At 36.7% G+C, this 23,636-nt stretch carries 16 protein-coding genes; 10 read left to right on the top strand and 6 right to left on the bottom strand.

The window, feature by feature from the left end:
- Window positions 1-144: 144 nt before the first annotated feature.
- Complete coding sequence (locus AAC601_RS06760; RefSeq protein ID WP_303271190.1) at window positions 145-753, top strand: transposase; 609 nt, start codon at window positions 145-147, stop codon at window positions 751-753.
- A gap of 130 nt (window positions 754-883) precedes the next feature.
- Here AAC601_RS06760 and AAC601_RS06755 read toward each other — a convergent pair whose 3' ends face one another.
- The 3 genes from AAC601_RS06755 to AAC601_RS06745 are packed head-to-tail and all read right to left on the bottom strand — an operon-like array spanning window position 884 to window position 3,348.
- Window positions 884-1,729 (bottom strand): IS3 family transposase, encoded by an 846-nt coding sequence (locus tag AAC601_RS06755; protein ID WP_340152848.1) that lies wholly within the window; start codon window positions 1,727-1,729, stop codon window positions 884-886.
- A 26-nt stretch (window positions 1,730-1,755) separates the two neighbouring features.
- A complete protein-coding gene (locus AAC601_RS06750; protein WP_303271188.1) occupies window positions 1,756-2,115 on the bottom strand; it encodes a hypothetical protein in 360 nt (119 codons plus the stop codon).
- A 48-nt stretch (window positions 2,116-2,163) separates the two neighbouring features.
- Complete coding sequence (locus AAC601_RS06745) at window positions 2,164-3,348, bottom strand: beta-ketoacyl synthase N-terminal-like domain-containing protein (protein WP_303271187.1); 1,185 nt, start codon at window positions 3,346-3,348, stop codon at window positions 2,164-2,166.
- A 347-nt stretch (window positions 3,349-3,695) separates the two neighbouring features.
- Here AAC601_RS06745 and AAC601_RS06740 point away from each other — a divergent pair, with 347 nt between their 5' ends.
- The 4 genes from AAC601_RS06740 to AAC601_RS06725 all read left to right on the top strand — a co-directional run bounded on the left by AAC601_RS06740 (window position 3,696) and on the right by AAC601_RS06725 (window position 12,642).
- Window positions 3,696-8,564, top strand: coding sequence for a translocation/assembly module TamB domain-containing protein (locus AAC601_RS06740; RefSeq protein WP_340152847.1), 4,869 nt, complete (start codon window positions 3,696-3,698; stop codon window positions 8,562-8,564).
- A complete protein-coding gene (locus AAC601_RS06735) occupies window positions 8,534-10,870 on the top strand; it encodes a BamA/TamA family outer membrane protein (protein ID WP_340152846.1) in 2,337 nt (778 codons plus the stop codon). Before AAC601_RS06740 ends, AAC601_RS06735 begins: the two co-directional genes overlap by 31 nt.
- A gap of 239 nt (window positions 10,871-11,109) precedes the next feature.
- Complete coding sequence (locus tag AAC601_RS06730) at window positions 11,110-12,087, top strand: NAD(P)H-quinone oxidoreductase (RefSeq protein WP_303271182.1); 978 nt, start codon at window positions 11,110-11,112, stop codon at window positions 12,085-12,087.
- Between the two features lie 405 nt (window positions 12,088-12,492).
- Window positions 12,493-12,642 carry a zinc-binding dehydrogenase gene (locus AAC601_RS06725; RefSeq protein WP_340152845.1) on the top strand — a complete coding sequence of 50 codons (150 nt, stop codon included), beginning with the start codon at window positions 12,493-12,495 and terminating at the stop codon, window positions 12,640-12,642.
- Here AAC601_RS06725 and AAC601_RS06720 read toward each other — a convergent pair.
- Both AAC601_RS06720 and AAC601_RS06715 read right to left on the bottom strand, forming a co-directional pair.
- Entirely contained in the window at window positions 12,639-15,410 is a 2,772-nt protein-coding gene (locus AAC601_RS06720; protein WP_340152844.1) for an alpha-amylase family glycosyl hydrolase, read from the bottom strand. The genes AAC601_RS06725 and AAC601_RS06720 overlap by 4 nt on opposite strands.
- A 44-nt stretch (window positions 15,411-15,454) precedes the next feature.
- Window positions 15,455-16,513 (bottom strand): PA0069 family radical SAM protein, encoded by a 1,059-nt coding sequence (locus AAC601_RS06715; protein WP_303271178.1) that lies wholly within the window; start codon window positions 16,511-16,513, stop codon window positions 15,455-15,457.
- 125 nt (window positions 16,514-16,638) lie between these two features.
- Here AAC601_RS06715 and AAC601_RS06710 point away from each other — a divergent pair, with 125 nt between their 5' ends.
- On the top strand, window positions 16,639-17,424 hold the full coding sequence (locus tag AAC601_RS06710) for a TPM domain-containing protein (protein WP_340152843.1): 786 nt from the start codon (window positions 16,639-16,641) through the stop codon (window positions 17,422-17,424).
- Window positions 17,425-17,485: 61 nt separating this feature from the next.
- Window positions 17,486-19,513 (top strand): TonB-dependent receptor, encoded by a 2,028-nt coding sequence (locus tag AAC601_RS06705; protein WP_340152842.1) that lies wholly within the window; start codon window positions 17,486-17,488, stop codon window positions 19,511-19,513.
- A gap of 12 nt (window positions 19,514-19,525) precedes the next feature.
- On the opposite strand, the gene AAC601_RS06700 is transcribed toward AAC601_RS06705, so the two are convergent.
- On the bottom strand, window positions 19,526-20,065 hold the full coding sequence (locus AAC601_RS06700; RefSeq protein ID WP_340152841.1) for a DUF1697 domain-containing protein: 540 nt from the start codon (window positions 20,063-20,065) through the stop codon (window positions 19,526-19,528).
- Window positions 20,066-20,265: 200 nt separating this feature from the next.
- Between AAC601_RS06700 and AAC601_RS06695 the strand changes: the two genes are divergently transcribed.
- The 3 genes from AAC601_RS06695 to AAC601_RS06685 all read left to right on the top strand — a co-directional run bounded on the left by AAC601_RS06695 (window position 20,266) and on the right by AAC601_RS06685 (window position 23,636).
- On the top strand, window positions 20,266-20,934 hold the full coding sequence (locus AAC601_RS06695; RefSeq protein ID WP_340152840.1) for a hypothetical protein: 669 nt from the start codon (window positions 20,266-20,268) through the stop codon (window positions 20,932-20,934).
- Window positions 20,935-21,107: 173 nt separating this feature from the next.
- Window positions 21,108-21,851, top strand: coding sequence for a tRNA pseudouridine(38-40) synthase TruA (gene truA, locus AAC601_RS06690; RefSeq protein ID WP_340152839.1), 744 nt, complete (start codon window positions 21,108-21,110; stop codon window positions 21,849-21,851).
- 9 nt (window positions 21,852-21,860) lie between these two features.
- Window positions 21,861-23,636 (top strand): ABC transporter ATP-binding protein, encoded by a 1,776-nt coding sequence (locus AAC601_RS06685; protein WP_303271166.1) that lies wholly within the window; start codon window positions 21,861-21,863, stop codon window positions 23,634-23,636.

Raw genomic sequence — 23,636 nt, 5'->3', positions numbered from 1 at the left:
TATGGTTGTTTTGGTGGGCGCTTGTGATGTGCATTGGGTTTAATTTGGTGATGATCATCGGCAGTGGAGACGCAATGCATTGCGTCTCCACCAATTTTTTACGAAATTAAAATTTATTATCTAGATAGAACAAACGAATCAACCATGCCTGACAAATTCAAAAACAAATACCGTACTGAATCAGCACGATTACAAAATTGGGATTACAGGAGTAAAGCAAAATATTTTGTAACCATTTGCACAAAAAATAGAGAATGTTTTTTCGGTAAAATAAGAAACGGAGAAATGTTATTAAATGATGTCGGAAAAATTGTAGAATCGGAATGGGTAAAAACATTTGAATTGCGACCGGACATGAATTTATGTATGGGCGAATATATTGTGATGCCTAACCATTTTCATGGTATTATTGGGATTGGGGATAATCGATATAATTCGATTTCTGGTTCGAACCGGGATGGTAGAGACGAGATGCATCGCGTCTCTACGGTGACCACAACCACCAACGGAAATAACCTGCGTACCAAACCACCAAAAAACCAATTCGGACCACAATCAAAAAATTTAGGATCCATTATTCGGGGTTTTAAATCGGGTGTAACCGTTGGTGCACGATTGATTAACCCTGATTTTGGATGGCAGGACCGTTTTCATGATCATATTATTCGTGATAAAAAATCATTTCAACGGATTTCAGAATACATAAAAAATAATCCTCGGAATTGGTCTGATGATGGATTTAATGATAAATGATGTGTTTATATACGATGCATCTGTGGAGACGCGATGCATCGCGTCTCCACAGATGCATGGTGTCTCGTCCTGATTTTACTTTACAGTTTTATATTATTGTCCTAATATAACTTTACTAAGATGAATAGTCCTAGTATTCTTTTACATTTTCTTTATAGTAGTTTTTCCATTTCCGTGTTATGATCTCTTCAGTTTTATGTGCAATATCGGGTGTTAAATAACTGCAACTCATATGTGGTCTAATAGTATTATAGGTTTTAATTGCTTTATCAATAAAGTTTTTTGCCTTATTAAAAGAGGTAAAAGTTTGATTGCATGCAAACTCGTGTTTTAAGATACCGTTTACCCTTTCGGCTATGGCGTTTTCGTATGGGCTTCCCTTCTCTGTCATACTAATTCTAATAAAGCTTTCATGCAGTATATCGATGTAACCTTTGCAACAGTATTGGATTCCTCTGTCTGAATGATGAGTCACATATGATTTACCTTTTTGTTTTATGGCCATTTTTAAGGCTTTTATAGGACCTTCTCTGGATAAGTTCTCACTCAGATAATATCCTAGTATTTTCCTTGAATACGCATCAGTTAGTAAACTGAGATAAGCAAAATCTCTTTTTATTTGAATATAGGTGATATCACTAACCCACACTTGATTGCTTTTATAAATCTGTTTTTGAGCAATCAGATTTGGGTATTTGCGTAACCAATGATGAGAATGAGTGGTCAAGGTTGCTCTCCTTCTTTTCTTAATGAGCAACCCCCATTCTCTTAATAAATCAAAGAGCTTATCTCTACCGATTGTAATATTATATGCAGCTAATTGCTGCTTAAGCATATGATATAACTTTCTGGTACCAATTCTTGGTAAGTCATTTCGGATCATCTCTACCATGTGGTAAATGATAAAATACTCCTGTGATTTACTTTGATCTTGTTGCTGTTTGTAATACCAGGCTTGCCTCGTTTTACCAAACAATCTACATAACTCTGAAGTAGAGGCCTTTACTTTTCTTTCTTGGAGTCGTTGGATGGCTTGGTACCAGACTTTTTTCTGATTTCAATGTTAAATCGTTCTTCCGCTACTTCAATGATGGCTTCATAAGCCTTTGTTTGCAGATTAGAAGCTTCTAAACGCTTATTGGACTCTTCCAAAGCTTTTATGAGCTCTTCTTTCGATAAATCGTCATATTTACCCATTTCCATACAAGGTAGCAATCCTGCCCTATATTTTCTAAGCCAAGGACCAATACTACCTTGACTTTTTACGCCATATTCTCTCTGTGCATCGCTGTAGCTGATCTCGCCTGTGTCTATCCTTCTACAGATCTCATAAATTGTACTTTCGCTGTATTTTATTCCCATGATTAGCTTTATTTGTGTAAAGCTATTTCAGGACAAGACATGGTGTATCTATCGACCCAAAACCGAAACAGCATTACTAGTACCCGAGCCTCCGATATTCACCACCAAAGCCGTTTGTGCATTTTTGGCTTGATGGCCCCATGCCTCTTGCACTAATTGTTTGTAGAGATAAGCATGCATGGAAACCCCAGTTGCCCCAATGGGATGACCTTTGGCTTTCAATCCTCCGGATAAATTTACTGGTAAATCTCCGTCAGGAAAGACTTTACCACTTTCTATTGCTTCAAATTCCCGACCTGCAGGAGCAATGCCCATTGCGCTATACAACAAAAGCTCTGTTATAGTAAAGCAGTCATGTACCTCTGCTATGTCAATATCTTCAATGGAGAAGTTAGCATCTTTTAAGGCTTTTTTGACTGCAAATGACGCGCCTTCCAAAAAGTGGTCAGACTTATGTTTACCAAAACTATCTAAATAGTCGCTAGCACTATAAAAACTTTTGATGGCTAGTCCTTTTCCTTTGCTTACACTGGCTTCTTCTAATACCAAAGCGGATGCTCCATCGGAAACAAGGGAACAGTCATGTAATCGCAGTGGGGCATTAATGATGGGGTTTTTCTCATCAGGAAGTGCCAAAATATCATCAGCCGATTTAGGCTTTTGCAATTGTGCCAATGGGTTTTCAGCTCCATTGGAATAAGCTTTAGCAGAAATTTGAGCCAACCACGGGCGGAGTTTTTCTTCAGAATAATTGTATTTTTTCATCCAGCCTTTTGCCAAATCAGCAAACATGCAGGGAGCAGTTACGGATTGGCTTCCTTCATCAGGCCAGAAGGTGGCCAGAGATAAAGCTTTGGTTACGCCTGACATGTCTAAATCCGTCATTTTCTCTATTCCGACCACCAAAACCCGCTTCATCATTCCCGATTTAATAGCCATAATCCCCATGTGAATAGCTGATGAACCAGATGAACAAGCAGTTTCAGTTCTGTACATAGGCTTGTGGCGCAATGCTGGTAAAACATTAACACCATAAGAAGCTATGTTTTCTTGCTGGTTGAAAGCACCACCACTATAATTCCCTACAAAAACTCCGTCAATAGCTTTAGTCTCAATTTGCGCATCTTTGATAGCGCCCTTTGCTGCTTTTTCATACAGAGAATACAAAGTTTCTCCTTCTAACTTGCCAAATGAAGAATGATAAGCACCGGTTATATTTACACCTAAATCCATATATGTATTTTTGTATTCAAGTTAAGAAAACTGATGAGGAGTTACATATTTAGAACTTATATTTCATTGCCACTAAAATTAAGATCCAAAATACAATTTCTAAAATCGAAGATATAGTTTGTGAAAAGTATGTAGTGAAAAATCCTCGCAATTCCTTTTTTGAATTAGTTTTCTTATAACCTATTCCTGTCAATAATATCAATTCCCCACATCTTCCGTTAGGATAAGGTCAGATTACTCACTAAAATTGTATTTTTATATATATATTGAAGAAAACAGGCAAAATCATATTATATATTCTGGGGGGCATTCTATTGCTATTACTGACATTTATACTGTCATTAAGATTGCCGGCAGTACAACAGAAAATCACTAACTACGCTACCAACTATGTGAGCGATAAAACGCAAACCAAGTTTGAAATCAATAAGTTGTACATTACTTTCCTAGGAGCAGCTCAAATTGAAGGCCTTTACGCGGAAGATGAATCTCAAGACACATTAATTTATGCCAAATCCATTTTAGTAGATGTGGCTTGGAAGCCTCTGTTAGATGGAGACGTTGATGTAAAAGAATTAGCACTCAATGGTATCAAAGGTAGGGTTCACAATAATTCAGCTGACAGTAGTTTTAACTATCAGTTTTTGATTGATGCTTTTGCAAATTCAGATTCAACTAGTTCAAGCGAGGAAAATCCTAAAGCCGACACGACTTCCACAACTACTATTAATGTCCGCCATATTCTGTTGGAAAATATTGCGGTGAGCTATCAAGATATTAGCGTGCAAATGAACACCGAATTGACGCTAGATGAACTAGACCTTTCATTCGATGCCTTTGATCTTGATAGTTTGATTTTTAATATTGAAGATTTTCAACTCACCAATGTTCAGGGGGCCTATATGCAGGGAAAAGTTTTCCCACCAACACTAGAAGACTCTTCTGAAAGTACGCTTCCAAAAATTACTATTCAGCAGTTGAATTTGAATGCCGTTGATTTAAAGTATGAAACACTATTTGACAGTCTTCAATTGGAAACTGTTATTGATTTGCTCGATATCAAAAATGCATCGGTAGATTTAGTGAGAAATGAAATAGGAGCAGAAAATTTTCAAAATAAGATCAGCTTACTTCAAATGAGATTACCCATAGCTGCTGATTCCAGTGAGTTAGAAACTGATAGTTCTTCTGCGCCCTTTGAATTCCCTGATTATAATATCGATCTCAAGTCCTTTGATTTCGAATTGAAAGAATTAGATATTAAATCAACAGGGCAAAGCAAAAGAAAGTCTAGTTTTGATCCCTCATACATGCAATTTCAAGACATTAATTTTCACCTGAAAAATGCAAAATATAAAACCCAAGATTTAGGTATCGAAAAGTTCAGCTTTTCGGTTTTGGACCGAAATAATTTCCAATTAAAAGAACTGAGTGGAGGAATCAATCTCAATTCCGAATCGGCAAATCTCAGCAACTTTAGAGTGGAGACTTCCAATTCTGTTCTGAATGCTGATGCTAATATTGAATTTGCCTCAATTGATTCCTTATTTGCAGGAAGCTTTTACAAAACCAATTTTAAGCTGGACGTGAAATTGCCAACCACTTTAGAAGTAAAAGATGCTTTCTATTTCGTTCCAGAATTAAAGCAGGATAGTAGCCTTTTGGCGCTATCAAAATATCCGGCAAAGCTTTACGGAAAAATAACTGGAAGTGATCAGCAAATTGATTTGCAACAATTCCGATTATTATATGGAAATGAAACATCATTGGCACTGAAAGCCAAACTGCAAAACTGGCAAGATACTGAGAAGCTATCTGCTACTGTGGAAAGCGTAGAAATCAAAAGTGAAGTATCAGATTTTCAGTATTTCATGCCAAAGGATTATCCTTCTCATTATCCGCAAAAAATTAATTTGACAGGAAATGGGAGCTATTTAACAGGGAGAATGAAGGCAAATATATTGGCTGAAATTGATGATAGAAGTAAATTGAAAATGAAGGGCCACTTTAATTCTAATCAGACGGAAAGCTATCAGGCAGATATAAAAATATCCGATTTGGAATTGGCGAAGTGGTTGCAAGACAGCTTAAACTTTAATACGGCAGATATTGACATTGCCATTAAAGGAAAAGGCTTAGTGCCAAGTGAAATGGAAACTGAAGCAGAAGTGAGTATTCGAAATTTCAGTTATGTGGCAAACCAATTTGATACGTTAACTATGTCAGCCACATTGGTCAAAAACCAACTTGAATTTAGTAGTAATTATTCTGATTCCATTGCGGATTTTGATTTATCAGCCGATGGAAGAATTGATTCCATTCAGCAAAAAATAAACCTAAAGGCCAATTTTAACAAGCTCGATTTACTTGCGCTCAATATCTCTGATACCGCACTTTGGGCTTCTACCCAAGCCAGTATAAAGGTAGAATTGGATAGTTTACATCAATCGCTAAAAGTCTATTTATCTGAGACCATTTTGACCAGTCCTTTACAAACCATCAGTTTTACACCGTTAGAATTGACAGCTTATAATGCAATAGACAGTGCTGATGTTAAACTTAGATGGGAGAAAATTGCTCTTGATTTAAAAATGAACCATGCTTTTGACCAATTGGCAATTGCTGATTTGGATGCCTCTAAATTTCAAAATGCTCGAATTTTCAAGGTTGATACTACTGAAAGACCGATGCTCATGAGCGTTTCTTTGACAGCGGAAGAAAGCCAAAATCTATTGGATTTCCTTCCTTTAGATATAAGTTTTAATCCTATTACTGCAACTGGAAATTATAATAGCGCAAAGGAAATAGTTGATTTTCAATTAAGAATTCCTCGTTTCCATTATCAGGATATCGATTTGGATAGTCTAAGTATAAGTGTTAATAATTCAGAAAAGGAGTTTCACATCAACACGAACTTTCAGCGGATTACTTCTGGCGATTTAAATATTTACCCTAGTGTTTTGAAGGCAGATATTACTCCCCAAAAAGCTTTATTTAATGTTTATGTTGAAGACGCCGCATCAGACAGTTTGTTCCATGTGGATGCCTTGGCAGAACGTATAGAAGATTCTCTTTTCTGGTCTTTAGAGCCTAAGAACTTAATTCTAAATGCGGAACATTGGAACATGAATCCTGAAAATAGAATTTATTTTGATACGGCTAATTTGCAAATTCAAAATTTAATTTTTGAGCGAAATCAGCAATTATTTCAATTGAAAACTGAGCTAAAAGATGAAATTACGGCACTGCAACTCAATTTTGAAAACTTTAAAATTGAAAACTTTTTTGCTGTCATCAATGCTGAAGAGAGTCCAGTAAAGGCTATTTTGAAAGGAGGGATCGAGTTGGAAAATTTATCTAATCTTATGGCTTTTTCGGCATCTTTGAATTTGGATAGCCTAAGTATTTTTAATGAAGAGGTTGGCAATTTATCCGTGAATGCAAAGCAAGAATCTGAAAACCGTTATCAATTTGATCTGAGTTCCAAAGGAGAAGTTAGTCTTCGAAGCAAAGGCTGGTTTGATAATAATCCTGAAATTCCTGAGTTTAATTTTGAATTGGATATGGATAGTGTTTCCCTTCCTTTCTTAACCAGTTTTTCTGATGGCTTAATTCAGGAAGCAAGTGGAAATATTTTAGGACATTTTGATTTCAGTGGAAATACTGAAGATTTTGAATATGATGGAAACCTCAATTTTCAGGAGGCGTCTTTGTACTTCACTTATTTGAATATGGCATATAAGCTACCAAATGAAAAGATCACTTTAAGGAATGAAAAAATTCAATTGAATAATTTCACCTTATTAGATGAACAGCAAAGTAAAATGCAATTGAATGGACAGGTCAGCACTCAAGATTTACTAAACCCACAATTTAATCTCCAACTATCAGCTGAAAATTTTCAATTGCTAAATACGACCAAAGAGAATAGTGATTTATTCTTTGGAAAGGCTTTTTTTAATGCCGATATAGATTTGATTGGCACATTAAATCAACCTAAAATTCAGGCTAAAGTAGGGCTGAACGATAAGACAGACTTAGTTTATATCATTCCCGAAAGTGAAGTGGATGTAGTCGAACAAGAAGGTATTGTTACTTTCAAAAAGCCATATGAACCTTCTGATACCATTAACGCAGCGGAAGCAGAGCTGCAAAGAAGTGCAGATATTGATGGCGTTGAAATAAATGCTATTATTAACACGGATAAGAATGCCAAATTTAAAGTAATAGTGGATGAGCGAAGAGGCGACTATTTAACTGTTTCAGGAGATACGGATTTAAATTTCATTTTGAGAAAAAATGGCGCTATAAGCTTAAATGGAAATGTGGAAGTAAATAACGGCTATTATCAGTTGAGTCTTTATGACCTTGTAAAACGTAGATTCGATATTGAATCTGGAAGCAGAATCAGCTGGTCAGGCGACCCTTATGAAGCTAGTTTGGATATCACGGCTCTATATAAGACTGAAACTCCTGTAAATACCCTTATGGAGGATCAAATATCTTCTTCTTCAGCTCAAGTGAAAACCCAGTATAGACAAAAACTGCCTTTCTTAGTGCAGCTTTTTGTGGACGGTAATTTAACGCAACCAGAAATTTCATTCGGTTTGGATATGCCAGAAGCAAGTAGAGGAGCGCTAGGTGGAAACATTTATCAGCAAATCCAGGTCATAAATTCCAATGAAACTAGATTGAACAAACAAGTATTTTCTCTTTTGGTCTTAAATCAGTTTTTTCCAAGTGGCAGTAGTAGCGGTGGTCCAAATTCTGAAGCCATTGCAAGAAACAGTGCTAGTCAGATTTTGAGTAATCAATTGAATAAATTGAGTAATCAGTATGTTAAAGGTGTAAACCTGAACCTGGATTTAAATTCGTATGAAGATTACCAAAGCGGAACTGCCCAAGACAGAACGCAATTGGATGTAAGTCTAAGTAAAAACTTATTTAATGACCGATTTAGAGTAGAGGTGGGTAGTCAAGTGGATTTAGAAGGGCAACAAAGGACTCAACAGCAAGCTACCGACATCATCGGGAATATTTTAGTAGAGTATTTACTTACAGAAGATGGACGTTATAAATTAAGAGGCTATAGAAAAAACGAATTTGAAGGTTTAATTGACGGGCAAGTAGTTGTTACAGGAATCTCCATTCAATTCAGTAAAGATTTTCAAGAATTTAATGAACTTTGGAGCGACACAGAAGACAAGGAAGAGTGAGAAAATATTTTCTAAATATCGCAGTATTAGGCTTGGCTTTAGTAGCTTTCTATTCTTGTCAAACCTTCAAGTATCTGCAGGAGGGTGAACGACTATACAGTGGTGGTGAACTAAAAGTAAGAGAGGTAGAAAATGCAAGGTACAAAAAGGAAATACTTAAAGATTTAGAAGAAGTAAACAACCCAAAGCCCAATGAGAAGATAGCTGGAATCCGTTTGGGATTGTGGGCTTATCAAAAAGTTGAAAACAATAAGGCGGGTTTTTATGCTAAATGGGTAAATAAGAAAATAGGAGAGAAGCCTGTTTTATTGGGAAAGGTAAACACCAATAATGTACAAAAGCTGATGAAGAACCGGATGGAAAACCTAGGGTATTTCAACAGCAAAATTGAATATCAAATTAAGGAAAATAAGAACACAGGCTTTATTGCATATGAAATCACCCCAAGAGCCCGAATTCATATTCAGGCCGTAGAGTTTAAAAAAATTGGAGAACATAAAGTTGATAGCCTTATCCAGAATTATTTAGATAGGGAAAACCCTATTGAAAGTGGAACTCCCTTTTCTTTAGAAAAATTAAAAGAAACAAGGATTGAGATTGCAGACTATCTAAAACGCAATGGGTATTACTATTTTACTTCTAATAATCTAATTTTTGAGGCGGATACGCTTAATACGGAAAGCAGTAATGAGGCAATTTTAGAGCTAAGTGTTAAAGACAAGGTTTCAGAATTGGCTCTGGTTCCATTTGAGATAAAAAACATCAAGGTATATCCTAAATATTCTCTAAACACATCTGAAGAAGGAATGGGCTCAGATACGACAGTTATCAATGGAGTGGAATTCATTCAACCGGAAATATTTTTTAGGCCAGATCGACTTTATCCTTATTTGTTTTTCCGGGAAGGTGATTATTACGATCCAGAAAATGAAAAATGGACTAACAAGAGATTGAATTCTCTCAAAACTTATCGATTTATAAATATTCGTTATCAGGAAGATAGTACCATTGAGAATAACACAGGCAAGCTAAATGCCAATATATACTTGTCCCCGTTAAGTAAAAGGTCTTTTCGTTCTGAACTCCAAGCCGTTAGCAAGTCCAATAATTTCGCGGGGCCAAATTTGAATTTTGAGTATTTGAATCGAAACCTTTTTAAAGGAGGAGAGGCCTTGAGAATAACGACAAAGGTGGGTTATGAAGCACAGTTGACAGGAGGGGATGTCAATACCGGTTTAAATAGCTTTGAAACTGGTGTTTTGGGAGAACTCATTGTGCCCAGGATGATTTCTCCATTCCCAATTGCGGGGAAGTTTAGGTATTCCGTTCCTAAAACAAAGTTTAAGCTCTCATACGATCTATTAAATCGTTCCCAATGGTTTAATCTGAATTCGTTCTTAGCAGTTTATGGTTTCGAATGGAATCCCAATATTTTCGTTACTCATAGTTTAAATCCAATATCAATAAATTACATTAATTTAGGGAATGAAAGTGAGGCTTTTGAGGAATTACTTGAGAGTAATCCATTTTTGGCTAGAAGCTTTGAGCAACAATTCATACCGGGCTTGAACTACAGCTTTCAATGGAGCCAATTGGTGAGAAACATTAAGCGCAACCGATTCTATTTTGCATTCAGCGCTGATTTTTCAGGAAATGCATTGGCTTTAGCTCAAAATGTTGGAGGTGTAACAGGAGACAATAAAAAATTCTGGGGTCAAAGCTATGCCCAATTTTCTCGCTTTGATTTTGATATCAGAAACTACCAAAGTATTGGAACAGAAAGTCGTTTTGTAAGTAGAGCTTTTGTGGGGATTGGTTTGCCATACGGCAATTCAGTTAGTTTACCTTACTCAAAGCAATATTTTTCAGGAGGTCCCAATTCTGTCCGTGCTTTTCGAATCAGGAGTTTAGGGCCAGGAGCTTACCAGACCGATGATAGAACTAGTGGCTCTAGCTTTTTTGACCAAGCGGGAGATATTAAAATAGAGGCCAATTTGGAATACCGATTTCCACTAGTATCATATTTAAAGGGAGCTGTTTTTACAGATGCTGGAAATGTATGGCTCAAAAATGAAGATGGGCGAAATGGTCAATTCACTTCCAATTGGATGAATGAAATGGCAATAGGCTCTGGAATTGGTTTAAGATTGGATATTGAATTTTTCGTAATCAGATTGGATGTGGCCACGCCAATTCGAAAACCTGGCCCTGATGGTTTCCAATGGCAAGACCGTTTTGAGTTAGGAAATAAAGCTTGGAGGGAAGAAAATATCAATTGGAATTTCGGGATCGGGTATCCTTTTTAGCCCTCTAACCCCAATGGGGAAATAGTTGGCTAGGGTTTCAATTTGGCAGGTTAAGTTATGAATAGGTCAGTTTTGATTTTTAAACTATAAAGAAGTTGTAAATAATTATATCAGCCAGCTATAGTAATAACCTGCAAAGAAGCTTCGTAGGAGCTAGCATATGGTAACCATGCCTAAACCATTACTCATTAGCTCTGTAGGAGCGACATTAAAGATACAATTCTAAAAATATAAATAGAATGCAAGCCATAATCATAAAAAGTCCAGGAGGCCCAGAAGTACTTCAATTAGAGGAAAGAGATAGCCCAAGGCCTCAGCCCAATGAAGTTTTGATAGAAGTAAAAGCCTCAGGTGTAAACCGACCTGATGTTTTCCAAAGGATGGGTGGATATCCTGCTCCAGAAGATGCTCCCGATGATATTCCCGGATTGGAAGTGGCAGGAATTATAAAGGAAGTTGGAAATGATGTGATGCAATGGAAAGTTGGCGATAAGGTTTGTGCTTTGGTGGCAGGCGGAGGCTATGCATCAGAAGTTATCGCCCCTGCAGTACAGTGTTTACCAATTCCCAAAGGATTGAGTTTTGTAGAAGGAGCATCGCTTCCGGAAACTTTTTTCACGGTTTGGTCAAATGTGTTTGATAGAGGAAATTTTCAAAAAGGAGAAAACTTTTTAGTGCATGGTGGCACATCAGGTATAGGTGTAACCGCTATTCAAATGGTGAAAAGCATGGGCGGAAAGGTTTTCACCACAGCAGGCACAGATGAAAAATGTGATTATGCGGTAAAATTAGGTGCTGATTTGGCTATCAATTACAAAAGGCAAGATTTTGAAGAATATCTAAAAAATAAAAAACAAAGTGTCGATGTGATTTTGGATATGGTGGGAGGAGATTATACTGCCAAAAATATTAACATCTTAAACTCTGAAGGCAGATTGGTGATTATAAATGCTATGAAAAATGCCGAGTCCACTATCAATATGAAAAAAGTGATGGTGAAAAGATTGACCATAACAGGATCGACTTTAAGAGCTCGCTCTCCTGAATTTAAAAGAACCATAGCTCAGAATCTTAAAAAACACATTTGGCCAAAAATAGAATCAGGAGAAATTAAACCTGTTATTTTCAAAACCTTTCCACTGGCAGAAGCTTCCAAGGCCCATGAGTTGATGGAAAGCAGTGAACATACCGGAAAAATAGTTTTGAAAATAAATTAATCAACCACTAATAATTTATGAATCATCCTCCTGTCTTCCTAACCGGGACACCTAAGTTAATGCAAGTAATGAATAAATTAAAAAAACATTAAAAATTCATTGTAAGAGCCTAAAGCAAGGATAAAATATGTCTGAATTAATTTTTAATTTTATTAAGGGCTAACACCCCTACTTTCGCAGAAAGCGAAAAAGCGGGTTGGAGGGTAAAATGGCGGGCAGGCGATGGCCATTGTGGGATGAAGCATCATTTTACCTAGATTTTTTGCATACTTTTTCATCAATGGAAAAAGTATGAAAGAAAAAGGAAGCATTTAGGCTAAGAAATTTACTCTTTTTTGCTAAAATCAGTAAACAGGGACAACCAAAAATACAGAAATACTACTTTCAGAACGTTTAAAGTTACTTTTGAAAATATGCCGAGGAAAACAGGAAATAGAATCAGGAGAAATTAAACCTGTTATTTTCAAAACCTTTCCACTGGCAGAAGCTTCCAAGGCCCATGAGTTGATGGAAAGCAGTGAACATACCGGAAAAATAGTTTTGAAAATAAATTAATCAACCACTAATAATTTATGAATCATCCTCTTGTTATCACCAATAATTTGAAAAAAATAGAGTCCTTCCTTGAGATTACGGATGTCGATTTGCTTATGACCATTTGTTAGTTTTCCCTCTAATTTGATGCTTCCTTTTCCATCCATAATTTGATATTTTGAAGCTGAAAATCCAGGGTTTTCAATTTCAACATTGATATTCCTCTGAGCTGGATTTGGATAAATTCTAAGAGATTGAGCTGGTTTTATTTTCTCCTCATTGGAAGTAACGGTGCTTCCTAGTTGATTATATTGATTCAATACTTGATTTGTTCCTTCCTTTAATCTGAAAAGTCTATATTGATCACTGTCGTGAAATTCTTCCCTTCCATTTTCAGGATTATTTATACCAAATTTGAATTCAATAGCTGAACCAATAGTGATATCTGATAATTTAACAGCATAAATTCCAGATTCGCCAGTTTCGTTTAACTCTATACTTTCAGACCCGAAACCATTTTCACTTGAAATTAAAATAACAGATTCAGTGTTAGGGTCAAATGCTTCTTCAGTAATTAATTGACTCATATCCACCATAAATTCAACATCAGTACTTGAGTTTTCGGAAGTTAAAAATTTATAAATATGGCTAGTTCGAGGAGTCATGCCCTCCAAATTGAAATCAATTCCACCATTTCCGCTGACCGTAACTTCTTTTTGGTTTCCACTAAGCAAATCAGTCAATTGATAATTCCCAGCTAATAAATTAGAACTGTTTAATTGAAGGTTAATATTGTTTGTTTCATTATTAGTCAAATTTGAAACCACCAAAATCTGTTCCTCATCTTTTTGCCTGATAAAGCTGAAAACATCTGAGGAATTGCTTTGGACTGTTCGGTAATTGCCTGCTTGCAACGCAATTTGTGAATTTCGTGTAGCTATTAGCTCTTGATATTTTACCCAAAGTGATTCAGGGTCAATTTGTTGATTTTGAATATTTTTATCTGGATAATCCGATTCAGGTGCTCTCCAAGGGCTTCCTGTTGTGAACCCGGCATTCGGAGCATCGCTCCATTGCATTGGCAATCGGATATCTTCATCTGGTTTTTGACCCAACATCCCGATTTCTTCTCCATAATAGAGATAAGGAATACCAGGCAAAGTCAACAATAATTCAGCTCCCAATTTGGCTTTTGAAACGTCCTGATTGAGAACATTCATCACTCTGTCCATATCATGATTGGTTAAAAATGTTCCGAATTGTAGATAGGGATAACTACCCATAACTTCTTCGGTTTTTGAAATTAAGCCATCTGAATCCCCGTTATTAACAGCATTTAAGATACTCCCAGCTAAGTCAAATTCAAAGACGTAATCGAGACCGTCATTCCCAACATATTCTCTTGCTTTATAGGTAGAACTCCATGCTTCCCCAACTGAGAATGCGTTCGGGTTTATGGACTTATAATGAGTTCTAAAGTCTTTCCAAAACTGAAATGTTTCTTCCACGTCCTCTAAACCTTCTTCAGTTTCATATATATATTTCACGGCATCTAGACGGAAACCATCTACATTCATTTCTTCCAACCAGTAGGTAGAAATGTCAAACATCTCTTCCTTAACGCCCGGGCTATCATAATTTAAATCTGGCATTCCGCCCCAAAAAAGTCCGTAATAATAATCTCCGCTGCTTTGGTGCCAGACATTTTGTCCCCAAGGCCCACTTCCTCCTGGATTGTTTTCTTCCCAGACATACCAATCTCTTTTTTCATTTGAAGGGTTTTTGGAATCTCTAAACCATGGATGCTCGCTTGAGCTGTGGTTCATTACGTAGTCAATAATTACCTTGATACCTCTATCGTGGGCTTCCGCTATAAATTCCTTGAAGTCGGCATTGGTGCCGTAATCGCTTTCAATTTCTCTGTAGTCAGTTACGTCATATCCATGATAACTTGGAGATTGATGAATAGGCATTAGCCATATTCCGTTAATGCCTAAGTCATTGTGCGTAGTCGGATTTCCATCATTTAAATAATCCAGTTTTTGAATTAATCCTTGAAAATCGCCTATTCCGTCTCCATCAGCATCATAAAAACTGCGGACAAAAATTTCATAAAAGACCATCTCATTCCACCAATGGGTATCTGTATTTCCAATGGTGATAAAATTTTCAAATGTCTTTGTTACTGATTCCCCTTCTTCATTTTCAATAGTCAAGCTAACATCATAACTACCTTCACTAGCATAGCTAATAATAGGATTTTGTTCTGAGCTAGAGCTTGGATTCCCTCCAGCAAAACTCCATTCCCATGCCACAGGGCTTCCGTTCGATAAGTCAATAAATTGAATGACCTCTCCAGGAATAGCAAAATTTGAAGAGGCAGAAATATCGACTTGGAGGACATCATTAGGGACTTCATCATTATACCAAAATGCTATCACGGCATTTTCTTCAATTGTGAAAATACGATTAGCTCCGCCTCCAGGGAACTCTTCAGTTCCATCCCAGCTGCCATTGATTCTGGCTTTTAGTTCAATTTGTTGTCCAATACTAAATGTTTCTTCAGCTACATAAATCCCATCAGAATCATCATCACTTAAAACTAATCCTGGATCTCCCCATGAATTAAATGAACCCGCTATATCAACAAAGTCTGCATTAGGATCGAAATTTCCTTGCGTGATTTGCTCATTCATATTCACATGAAATTCCACATTTGTGCTTTGGGCGAGTAGAAATTCAGGTGTTAATAAGCATAGAATTAAAAGAGAGGTTTTCAATATAGTCATAATTCAAATTTAAGGAAATATGATTTATCCGAAGTTGAATAGACTCAAAATAATGGATAAGCACCGCCCCTTCTAAAAGCGGAGGTGTTTAATTCAATCTTTTCTCCACCCTTCATGTACTTTTTCTTCGCCATATTGAATAGCTGTTTAATCATATCGGCTTCAGCACCATTTCCTCTCATTCTTTGACCCCAATTTGAATCGTTGACTCTACCTTGGTGTAAATTTTCTATTTGATGCCAGACTTTTTCAAATCGATCAGGAAAATAGGTTTTTAGCCATTTTTTAAAAATTTCTGCTATTCTGCCGTTTAATCGAACTACGGTATATCCTGCATCAGTAGCGCCATTCTCAGCAGCTTTTTTTATAATTTCTGGAATCTCACTATGGTTTAAACCGGGAATGACTGGGGCGTTCATAATGGAAACGGGAATTCCTTTTTCACTCAAAATTTTAATGGCTTGAAGTTTTTTTATTGAAGAGGCGGTTCTTGGTTCCAAAACAGATCTTAGCTTTTCATCCAAGCTAGTAATGGATAAAATAACCCTAACTAAGTTATCTTTTGCCAAATCTTCCAGCACATCCAAGTCCTCCAAAAAGCCTGTGTTTTTGGTGATGATTCCCACAGGATGCCGATATTTTGCCATTATTTTTAAAAGATTTCTAGTAATCCTGAGCTTTCTTTCCAGTGGTTGATAACAATCTGTATTCCCGGAAAGCACAATAGGTTTAACTTTCCAATTAGGATTTAAAAGCTCTTGTTCAAGTAATTCAGCAGCATTCTTTTTGACTATAATTTTGGATTCAAAATCCAAGCCTGAATCAAAACCCCAGTATTCATGTGAATTGCGGGCGTAGCAATAAACGCAGCCATGTTCGCATCCCTGATAGGGGTTTATAGAGTAATCCATACCAACATCCGGACTGCTCACTTTATTAATGATTTTTTTAGGGTGTTCGTAGAATATTTGAGTGCTTGGCTTATCTAAATGCGTATATTCATCAATCCCCTCGTCCCACTCTGTGCTAAATTCTTGTTTAGAAAATGAGTTGGAAAGTCGTTGTTGTGCGCCTCGGCCTTTTATGTTATGGGGTGAATTCACGATATTAAAAATACTAAAAAAAATAGCGAATTACTAAAAATACAATCATTAAAATTTATAAAAATATTCTAGGAAACAATCTTTCAATTGTAACTTAGCGGCTTAAAATACAGTTCAAGAAAGTCATGAAAAACATTTACTTTTCCATCCTAGCAATATTTTTTGTAACTACCGTTTTTGCTCAAAATGAAATCCCACCGAGACCGAATCCTCCGAAGTTGGTGAATGACTTAACGCAAACATTAAATAGCGGAGAACAACAGCAATTAGAAAGGAAATTAAGGGCTTATAATGACAGCACTTCAACTCAAGTAGTGATCTTGATTGTACCTACCTATGGTCAGTATGATCCTAATCAATTTGGAGTGGAGGTATTTGACAATTGGAAAATTGGGCAGGCCGAAAAAGATAATGGTTTATTGATTACAGTGGCAATAGAAGATAAGCGAATGTTTATTAATACTGGCTATGGTATGGAAGATGTAGTTCCTGATGGTGCGGCAAGTACAATTGTGAACGAATACATGAAACCAGCTTTCCGAAATAGCAATTACTACCAAGGCTTGGACGAGGCTACTTCTGTAATATTTGATTTGGCCTCTGGTAAATATACTGCAGATCAATTGGCTGATAATGATGCAGGTAAAGGAATAGGTCTTGGTGCATTCTTAATTTTCTTTTTTATCATCATCACTATTATTTCACGATTAAGAAGAGTAAGAAATCATCATATGGGAGGTGGTAGTTTAGATATGATTACTCTGATGATGCTTTTAGGCAGCAGTGGCCGAAGTCATGGAGGTACTTTCGGAGACTTCAATTCTGGAGGTGGTGGCTTCGGAGGAGGCGGTGGTTTTGGTGGTTTCGGAGGGGGAATGACAGGTGGTGGTGGAGCAGGTGGAAGTTGGTAAATTCCTTAACTTTTAGCAGCTCGCCTTGTTAATTGGCATCAAGCTTAACCCACATAATATTATGCGCATCCATTTATTGCTGATAGTCGTTTTTTTGTCTAGTTCAATTTCAGTTTCGTCTCAGGATATTCAAAATGACTCTATCCTGGAGGTAGTTACAGTCACCGGCTTTAGCAAAGGAGAAAAAATCAATAGGCAGTCAGCTCCAATCGCCTATTTAAGTCCCAAAGAATTAGACCGTTTTTCTCCTCATGATCCTGTGATGGCTTGGAATACCTTACCAGGTGTTAATTTAGAGCAAAGAGCAGTCTCAAGCTACAGGGTGAGTATAAGAGGTAGTTCCATTCGATCGCCTTTTGGTGTTCGAGATGTGAAAGTGTATTGGAATGGCTTGCCTTTTACTGAAGCGAATGGTTCAACTGCTTTGAATCTATTGGGCAATACCCAGATGCAAGAATTGGAAGTAGTGAAAGGTCCAGCAGGAAGTCTTTTTGGTGCTGGATTGGGAGGGGTAATGCAGATCAGTAATTTCCCATCTGAGCAAGGAAGCCCACTGCAAGTTCAATTATCAGCGGGAAGTTTTGGCCAGCTAAATGCAGGTACAAAAGGGCAAATAGAAAGTGGAAAATGGACTACTTTTTATGCGGTCGATCAACAGCAAAATGAAGGCTATAGAGATCATAATGCTTTGAGTAGACAAAATTACCAGCTTTCTTCTCGCTTCCAAATCAATGAGAACCATCAACTAGATTTCCATGTGTTGTATAATGATTTATTTTATGAAATCCCGGGAGGCTTAACAGCGGAACAATTTGAAGAAGACCCTACTCAAGCTAGAGCCGGAAGTGAACCACAGAATTCCTCTATAGATCAAAAGACTGTTTTTTATGGAGTAGGCTACACCAGTTTTTTTGGAGAAAATTTAAGTCAGACTTCTCATGTTGCTGGCACTTACACCTGGTTTCAAAATCCTTTTATCTTGGATTATAAAGAAGACCATAACAGGGAAGTGGCTTTGCGTCATCAATGGACGTACGATATGAATCTCCAAAATGTGGATTGGCAATGGGATGCCGGCCTGGAATGGCAATATGCTGATAATTCCGCCAATAACTATGGAAATGTAAATGGACAAAAAGATACGATCCGTTTTGCAGATGACTTGAATATTGATCGTAAATTATTTTTTGTGCAAACTCAAATTGGTTATGAAAACTGGCAATTGACTTTAGGCTTGAGTAGTAATTTATTGGAATATAAAGTTAACAGAAAGGTAAATGCTTTTGCCGAACCATTCGAATTCAATAGAAATTTTGATAATGAAGTCATCCCAAGGGTCGCTTTAAAATATCAATGGTCTCCAGCAAACATGACTTTTGCTTCTTTAAGTGAGGGCTTTTCGAGTCCGACTTTGGATGAAATCCGCACCAATGAAGGCAGTATTAACAGAAATCTGCAAGCTGAAAAAGGTAGAACCTACGAATTAGGGCACAAATATTATGGAAGAAGAGTACAATTGGATGCTACTTTTTTCTATTCTGCGCTAAGGGAAACCATCACCACTTATACAAATGAAGATGGAGTGGTATTATTTCAAAATGCAGGAGCTACCAACCAATTTGGAACTGAATGGGGATTGAATGTGAAATGGTACGAAAAGGAGCAAGGGTTCATAGGTCAGATCAATAGCCGCTCTAGCTATAATTTTTATGAATTCACTTTTGACGATTACCAAAAAAGGGAGGAAGATTATTCAGGTAATTTACTGACTGGAGTTCCTCAACACACTTTCAATCAAACCCTCAATTTTGTAATGTCAGAAAGACTGAACTTAAACCTACATTACCGATATGTAAGCGCAACACCCCTTACTGATGATAATGAAATATTGGCTGATCCGTACCACCTTTTAAATGCAAATATTGATTACCAATTGCCGATTAAGCAGAAAATTAATTTTTTTGCTGGAACGGAAAATATTTTTGATACAACCTACAGCTTGGGGAATGATCTCAATGCTTTTGGCGAAAGATTTTATCAGCCGGCCCCTGGAAGGAATTTTTATGTAGGGGTGAAGTGGAAACTGTGAATAACAATTTAATTATTTACTTAAGTCCCAAAGTTTCAAAACCGTTTTCCAATTTCTTGTGGTAGCCTTTACTTTCAGCTTTCTTTCAAATAAGTCATTGGTCAATTTAGATTTGTGGTAACTGGCTTCGCAATAAATAAAAACATTTTTATTAATAATTTTAAATTGGTCTGGCGTACAATCTACAATTTCTATCAATGCTAATTTCCCTTTGTCAGGTTCTTCGCTGAGAAAAGTAAGGTGCAAATTATTAATGTCTGCATCTGGTGTATAAAATGGATTATTGGCTACAGCGCTTTCAATTTCATTTTTTGACAAAACTATGACAGGAACTTCAAAATCAAATTTGTTGAGAATTGCAGTTTCAATTCCTGCTGCTATCTCTTTATTTTGAAGCTTTTCATCTGCCTTGAAAATTATATTACCACTTTGAATGTAAGTTTGAATGTTTTGGTAGCCCAGATTCTGCATTAATATTTTCAAATCTGCCATTAGGATTTTTTTTTTCCCACCAACATTGATACCTCGTAAAATAGCAATTTTTGTTTCCATAGTTGTGAATTTATGGATTCATTTTTAATTAAACTAACCTCTCTAAGCCTACTCTGGCCTATTTGCAGCCACAAAATGAAGCTAGAAAGATTTTTTTATAAAAATTAATGAAAGCAGGGGTAACAAATTAAGATTTGCTTGATCTACTAGTGAATCAAGCAACGAAGCTTGGTTTTTTTCGAACTAAAATTTTTAATACCATGAAAAACTTAACACTTGCAGTTGTTGCATTACTTGCCCTAGGCTTCTTAATTAGTTGCCAAGAAGAGGAGATGAAATTATCGAAAGATGATGTTAAAGACCCCGATGCTGGAAACCAAAAGGCTATGTTTCCTAATTACGGATGGATTGATATAGATATAGATCTTCCGTCCATAAGAGGTTGGGTAAGAATCTACCCGGTGGGTCCATGTGAAGACGAATTTGGAAACCCTATCCCTTGTGATCCTGTGGCAGAAACTATTATTCCGTGTCAATACCCAAATGGATTCTGTTACCAAGAGATTGTCACTGGCACCACACCAGGAGGTGGAAGCGGAGACCCTGTTGAGATTGAGAAAGGCGACATTGGAACCCTGTATATCGCACTAAACGAAAGGGAAATGCCAAACTATGAAGAGGTATTAAGACAGCTAAAAGGAGATGATGAGGTTGAAAAGGAAGATTTGGAAAGCTTGGCGAAAAACATAGTAAATACTTTTAGCTTTGCAGAAGACAGTCCCTTGTCAGAAGAATTAGTAAAGGAATTCCGAGGTAAATCAAAAAACCCTGAAATAGAGAAAATGATGATTTTAGCGGGAGACTATGAAATCGAGTATTCAAGAGAGTATCCGTATGGATTTATTGAAGCTTACGTAAAGGCTTTATGATAGTAAATGTCCTTACAAATTGAATATGACTGAAGTCTTTGGTTGGGTTTTATCCTAGGCCAAAGACTTTTTTGATTTAAGTGCTGTAATGTTTAATGGTCTTTCCGTTAAGATAGTATTACGAAAAGTTATCTTGCTCCTATATTTTCCCTTAAATTTGCTCTTTCAAGTTAATGAGATATTTTTTTACCATAGCATATAAAGGCACAAACTACCATGGTTGGCAAAAACAACCAAACGCAATGGGCGTTCAGCAAAAAATTGAAGAGGTTTTTTCCACAATTTTAAATCAACCCATAGATATCTTGGGAAGCGGACGAACAGATAGCGGAGTTCACGCAACAGCCCAGGTTTTTCATGTCGATTTTCATGTTGCGCTTGAAGCAGAACAACTTTTATTTAAGGCTAACAAAATGTTACCACATGACGTAGCTTTAAAACATGTTAGAAAAGTTCAAGAGGAAGCGCACGCACGCTTTGATGCTGAAAGCAGAGCTTACCAATATCATATAGTGACTTCAAAAAACCCCTTTGCAGTTGATCAAGCTTATATTTTTGCTCGACAGCTTAATGTTGATATGATGAATTTGGCTTCAGAAAAATTACTGAATCATCAGGATTTTGAAAGCTTTAGTAAGGTAAAAACAGATGTATATACATTTAACTGTGATATATTTGAAGCCTATTGGAAACAAGAGAAGGAATCTCTTGTTTTTCATATCAAAGCCAATCGATTTTTGCGGGGGATGGTGAGGGCTCTAGTAGGCACTTTGTTAGATGTTGGACAAAACAAGCTTAGCATTGAAGACTTTGAAAACATTATTGAGGCTAAGGATAGGAAGAAAGCAGGGAGGTCAGTTCCGCCTGAAGGACTTTTTCTAACACAGGTAAACTACCCTGAGGAAATTTATATTTAAAATCAGCAAGTGAAGAAAGACAATATTAAAAGCGGGAATATTATTGATACCAACGTTTTAAGACGTTTGTATAAATTTGTAAAACCTTATCAAGGGCGATTCTATTTCTTGGTTTTTCTCACTGTAGCACTGGCAGTCTTAGCTCCAGCAAGACCATTCGTCATTCAAAAAGCAATTGATAATCCTGTTGCTCAAGGAGATTTTCAAGGTCTTATTAACATGACTCTAATCTTGGTCGCATTGTTGGTAATGCAAGCCATTGTCCAATATGGGCATACGTATTTATCGGGCTGGTTAGGCCAATTTATTATTCGGGATATTCGCTTGAAGCTATACCGACATTTGTTAAGTCTACGCTTAAAGTTTTTTGATAAAACGCCAATTGGTCGTTTAGTAACGAGAAATGTTTCTGATGTAGAAACACTTTCTGATGTATTTAGCCAAGGCTTGGCCGCCATGATAGGCGATATTTTACAAATCCTATTTATACTTGGGATGATGTTTGCTATGAGCTGGAAATTGACTCTCGTCTCTTTGGCTACATTACCTCTGCTTTTCCTTAGTACTTATATTTTCAAAGAAAAAGTTAAAGTTGCCTTCAATGAAGTAAGAAATGCAGTTTCAACCTTAAATTCTTTTGTTCAGGAGCATGTCACAGGAATGTCGATTGTGCAAATATTTACCGCAGAAAAAAGAGAGTATGAAGAATTTAAGAAAATCAACAACGAACATAGAAAATCTAATATTCGCTCAGTACTTTATTATTCAATTTACTTCCCCGTAGCGGAAGTAATTCAGGCGACAGGTATTGGCTTATTGGTTTGGTACGGGGCCAAAGGTGTCATAAATGAAGCAGAATCTGGTATTAGCTTAGGAATGCTAATTGCTTTTATTTTATACATTCAAATGTTTTTCCGCCCTATACGATTGATTGCTGATAGATTCAATACTTTACAAATGGGAATAGTGAGTTCATCAAGAATTCTGAATTTATTGGACAATAAGGAACATATCCCAAACCACGGAAATTACAAACCTGAAACAGTAGAAGGAAACATATCATTTAGAAATGTAGAATTCTCCTATAATCAAGATGAAGTCGTTTTAAAAAACATTTCATTTGAGGTGAAAGAGGGAGAATCAGTGGCATTAGTAGGCGCAACAGGAGCAGGTAAATCTTCAGTCATAAACCTTTTGAGTAGATTTTATGATATCCAAAAAGGAGAAATCATGCTTGATGGAAAAGATTTAAAAGAATATGACTTATCTGCTTTACGGCAAAATATCGGGGTGGTCTTACAGGATGTTTTTCTCTTTTCCGATACTATCCTTTATAATATAACCTTAGGAAACCCTGATATTACTCTGCAACAAGTTAAAGATGCGGCCGAGTTAGTAGGAGCCAGAAAATTCATTGAAAGGCTACCAGGTGGATATGAATACAATGTGATGGAAAGAGGAGCAACTTTATCAGTGGGTCAGCGTCAATTGATATCTTTTGTAAGGGCTATGGTCTATAATCCCAAGATAATTGTGTTGGATGAAGCCACCTCCTCAGTAGATTCTGAAACAGAAGAAATGATTCAAAATGCCATTGAAAAAATGATGAAGGGAAGAACAAGTATTCTTATTGCACATCGCTTATCCACCATTCAAGAGGCAGATAAAATTATTGTGCTTGACAAAGGGGAGATAAAAGAAACAGGTACTCACAAAGAGCTATTGGATCAAGGCGGTTATTATCATCAATTACATAATATGCAGTTTAAGGAAATGGCAACCTAA

The organism is uncultured Marivirga sp. (genome assembly GCF_963974845.1).
Taxonomy (GTDB): domain Bacteria; phylum Bacteroidota; class Bacteroidia; order Cytophagales; family Cyclobacteriaceae; genus Marivirga; species Marivirga harenae.
This window is presented reverse-complemented; position numbering and strand designations above follow the sequence as displayed.

Coding starts and splice junctions, on each gene's coding strand:
- AAC601_RS06760 (WP_303271190.1), top strand. CDS start 145: ATGCCTGACAAATTCAAAAACAAATACCGTACTGAATCAGCACGATTA.
- AAC601_RS06750 (WP_303271188.1), bottom strand. CDS start 2,115: ATGGGAATAAAATACAGCGAAAGTACAATTTATGAGATCTGTAGAAGG.
- AAC601_RS06745 (WP_303271187.1), bottom strand. CDS start 3,348: ATGGATTTAGGTGTAAATATAACCGGTGCTTATCATTCTTCATTTGGC.
- AAC601_RS06730 (WP_303271182.1), top strand. CDS start 11,110: ATGCAAGCCATAATCATAAAAAGTCCAGGAGGCCCAGAAGTACTTCAA.
- AAC601_RS06720 (WP_340152844.1), bottom strand. CDS start 15,410: ATGACTATATTGAAAACCTCTCTTTTAATTCTATGCTTATTAACACCT.
- AAC601_RS06710 (WP_340152843.1), top strand. CDS start 16,639: ATGAAAAACATTTACTTTTCCATCCTAGCAATATTTTTTGTAACTACC.
- AAC601_RS06705 (WP_340152842.1), top strand. CDS start 17,486: ATGCGCATCCATTTATTGCTGATAGTCGTTTTTTTGTCTAGTTCAATT.
- AAC601_RS06700 (WP_340152841.1), bottom strand. CDS start 20,065: ATGGAAACAAAAATTGCTATTTTACGAGGTATCAATGTTGGTGGGAAA.
- AAC601_RS06695 (WP_340152840.1), top strand. CDS start 20,266: ATGAAAAACTTAACACTTGCAGTTGTTGCATTACTTGCCCTAGGCTTC.
- truA (WP_340152839.1), top strand. CDS start 21,108: ATGAGATATTTTTTTACCATAGCATATAAAGGCACAAACTACCATGGT.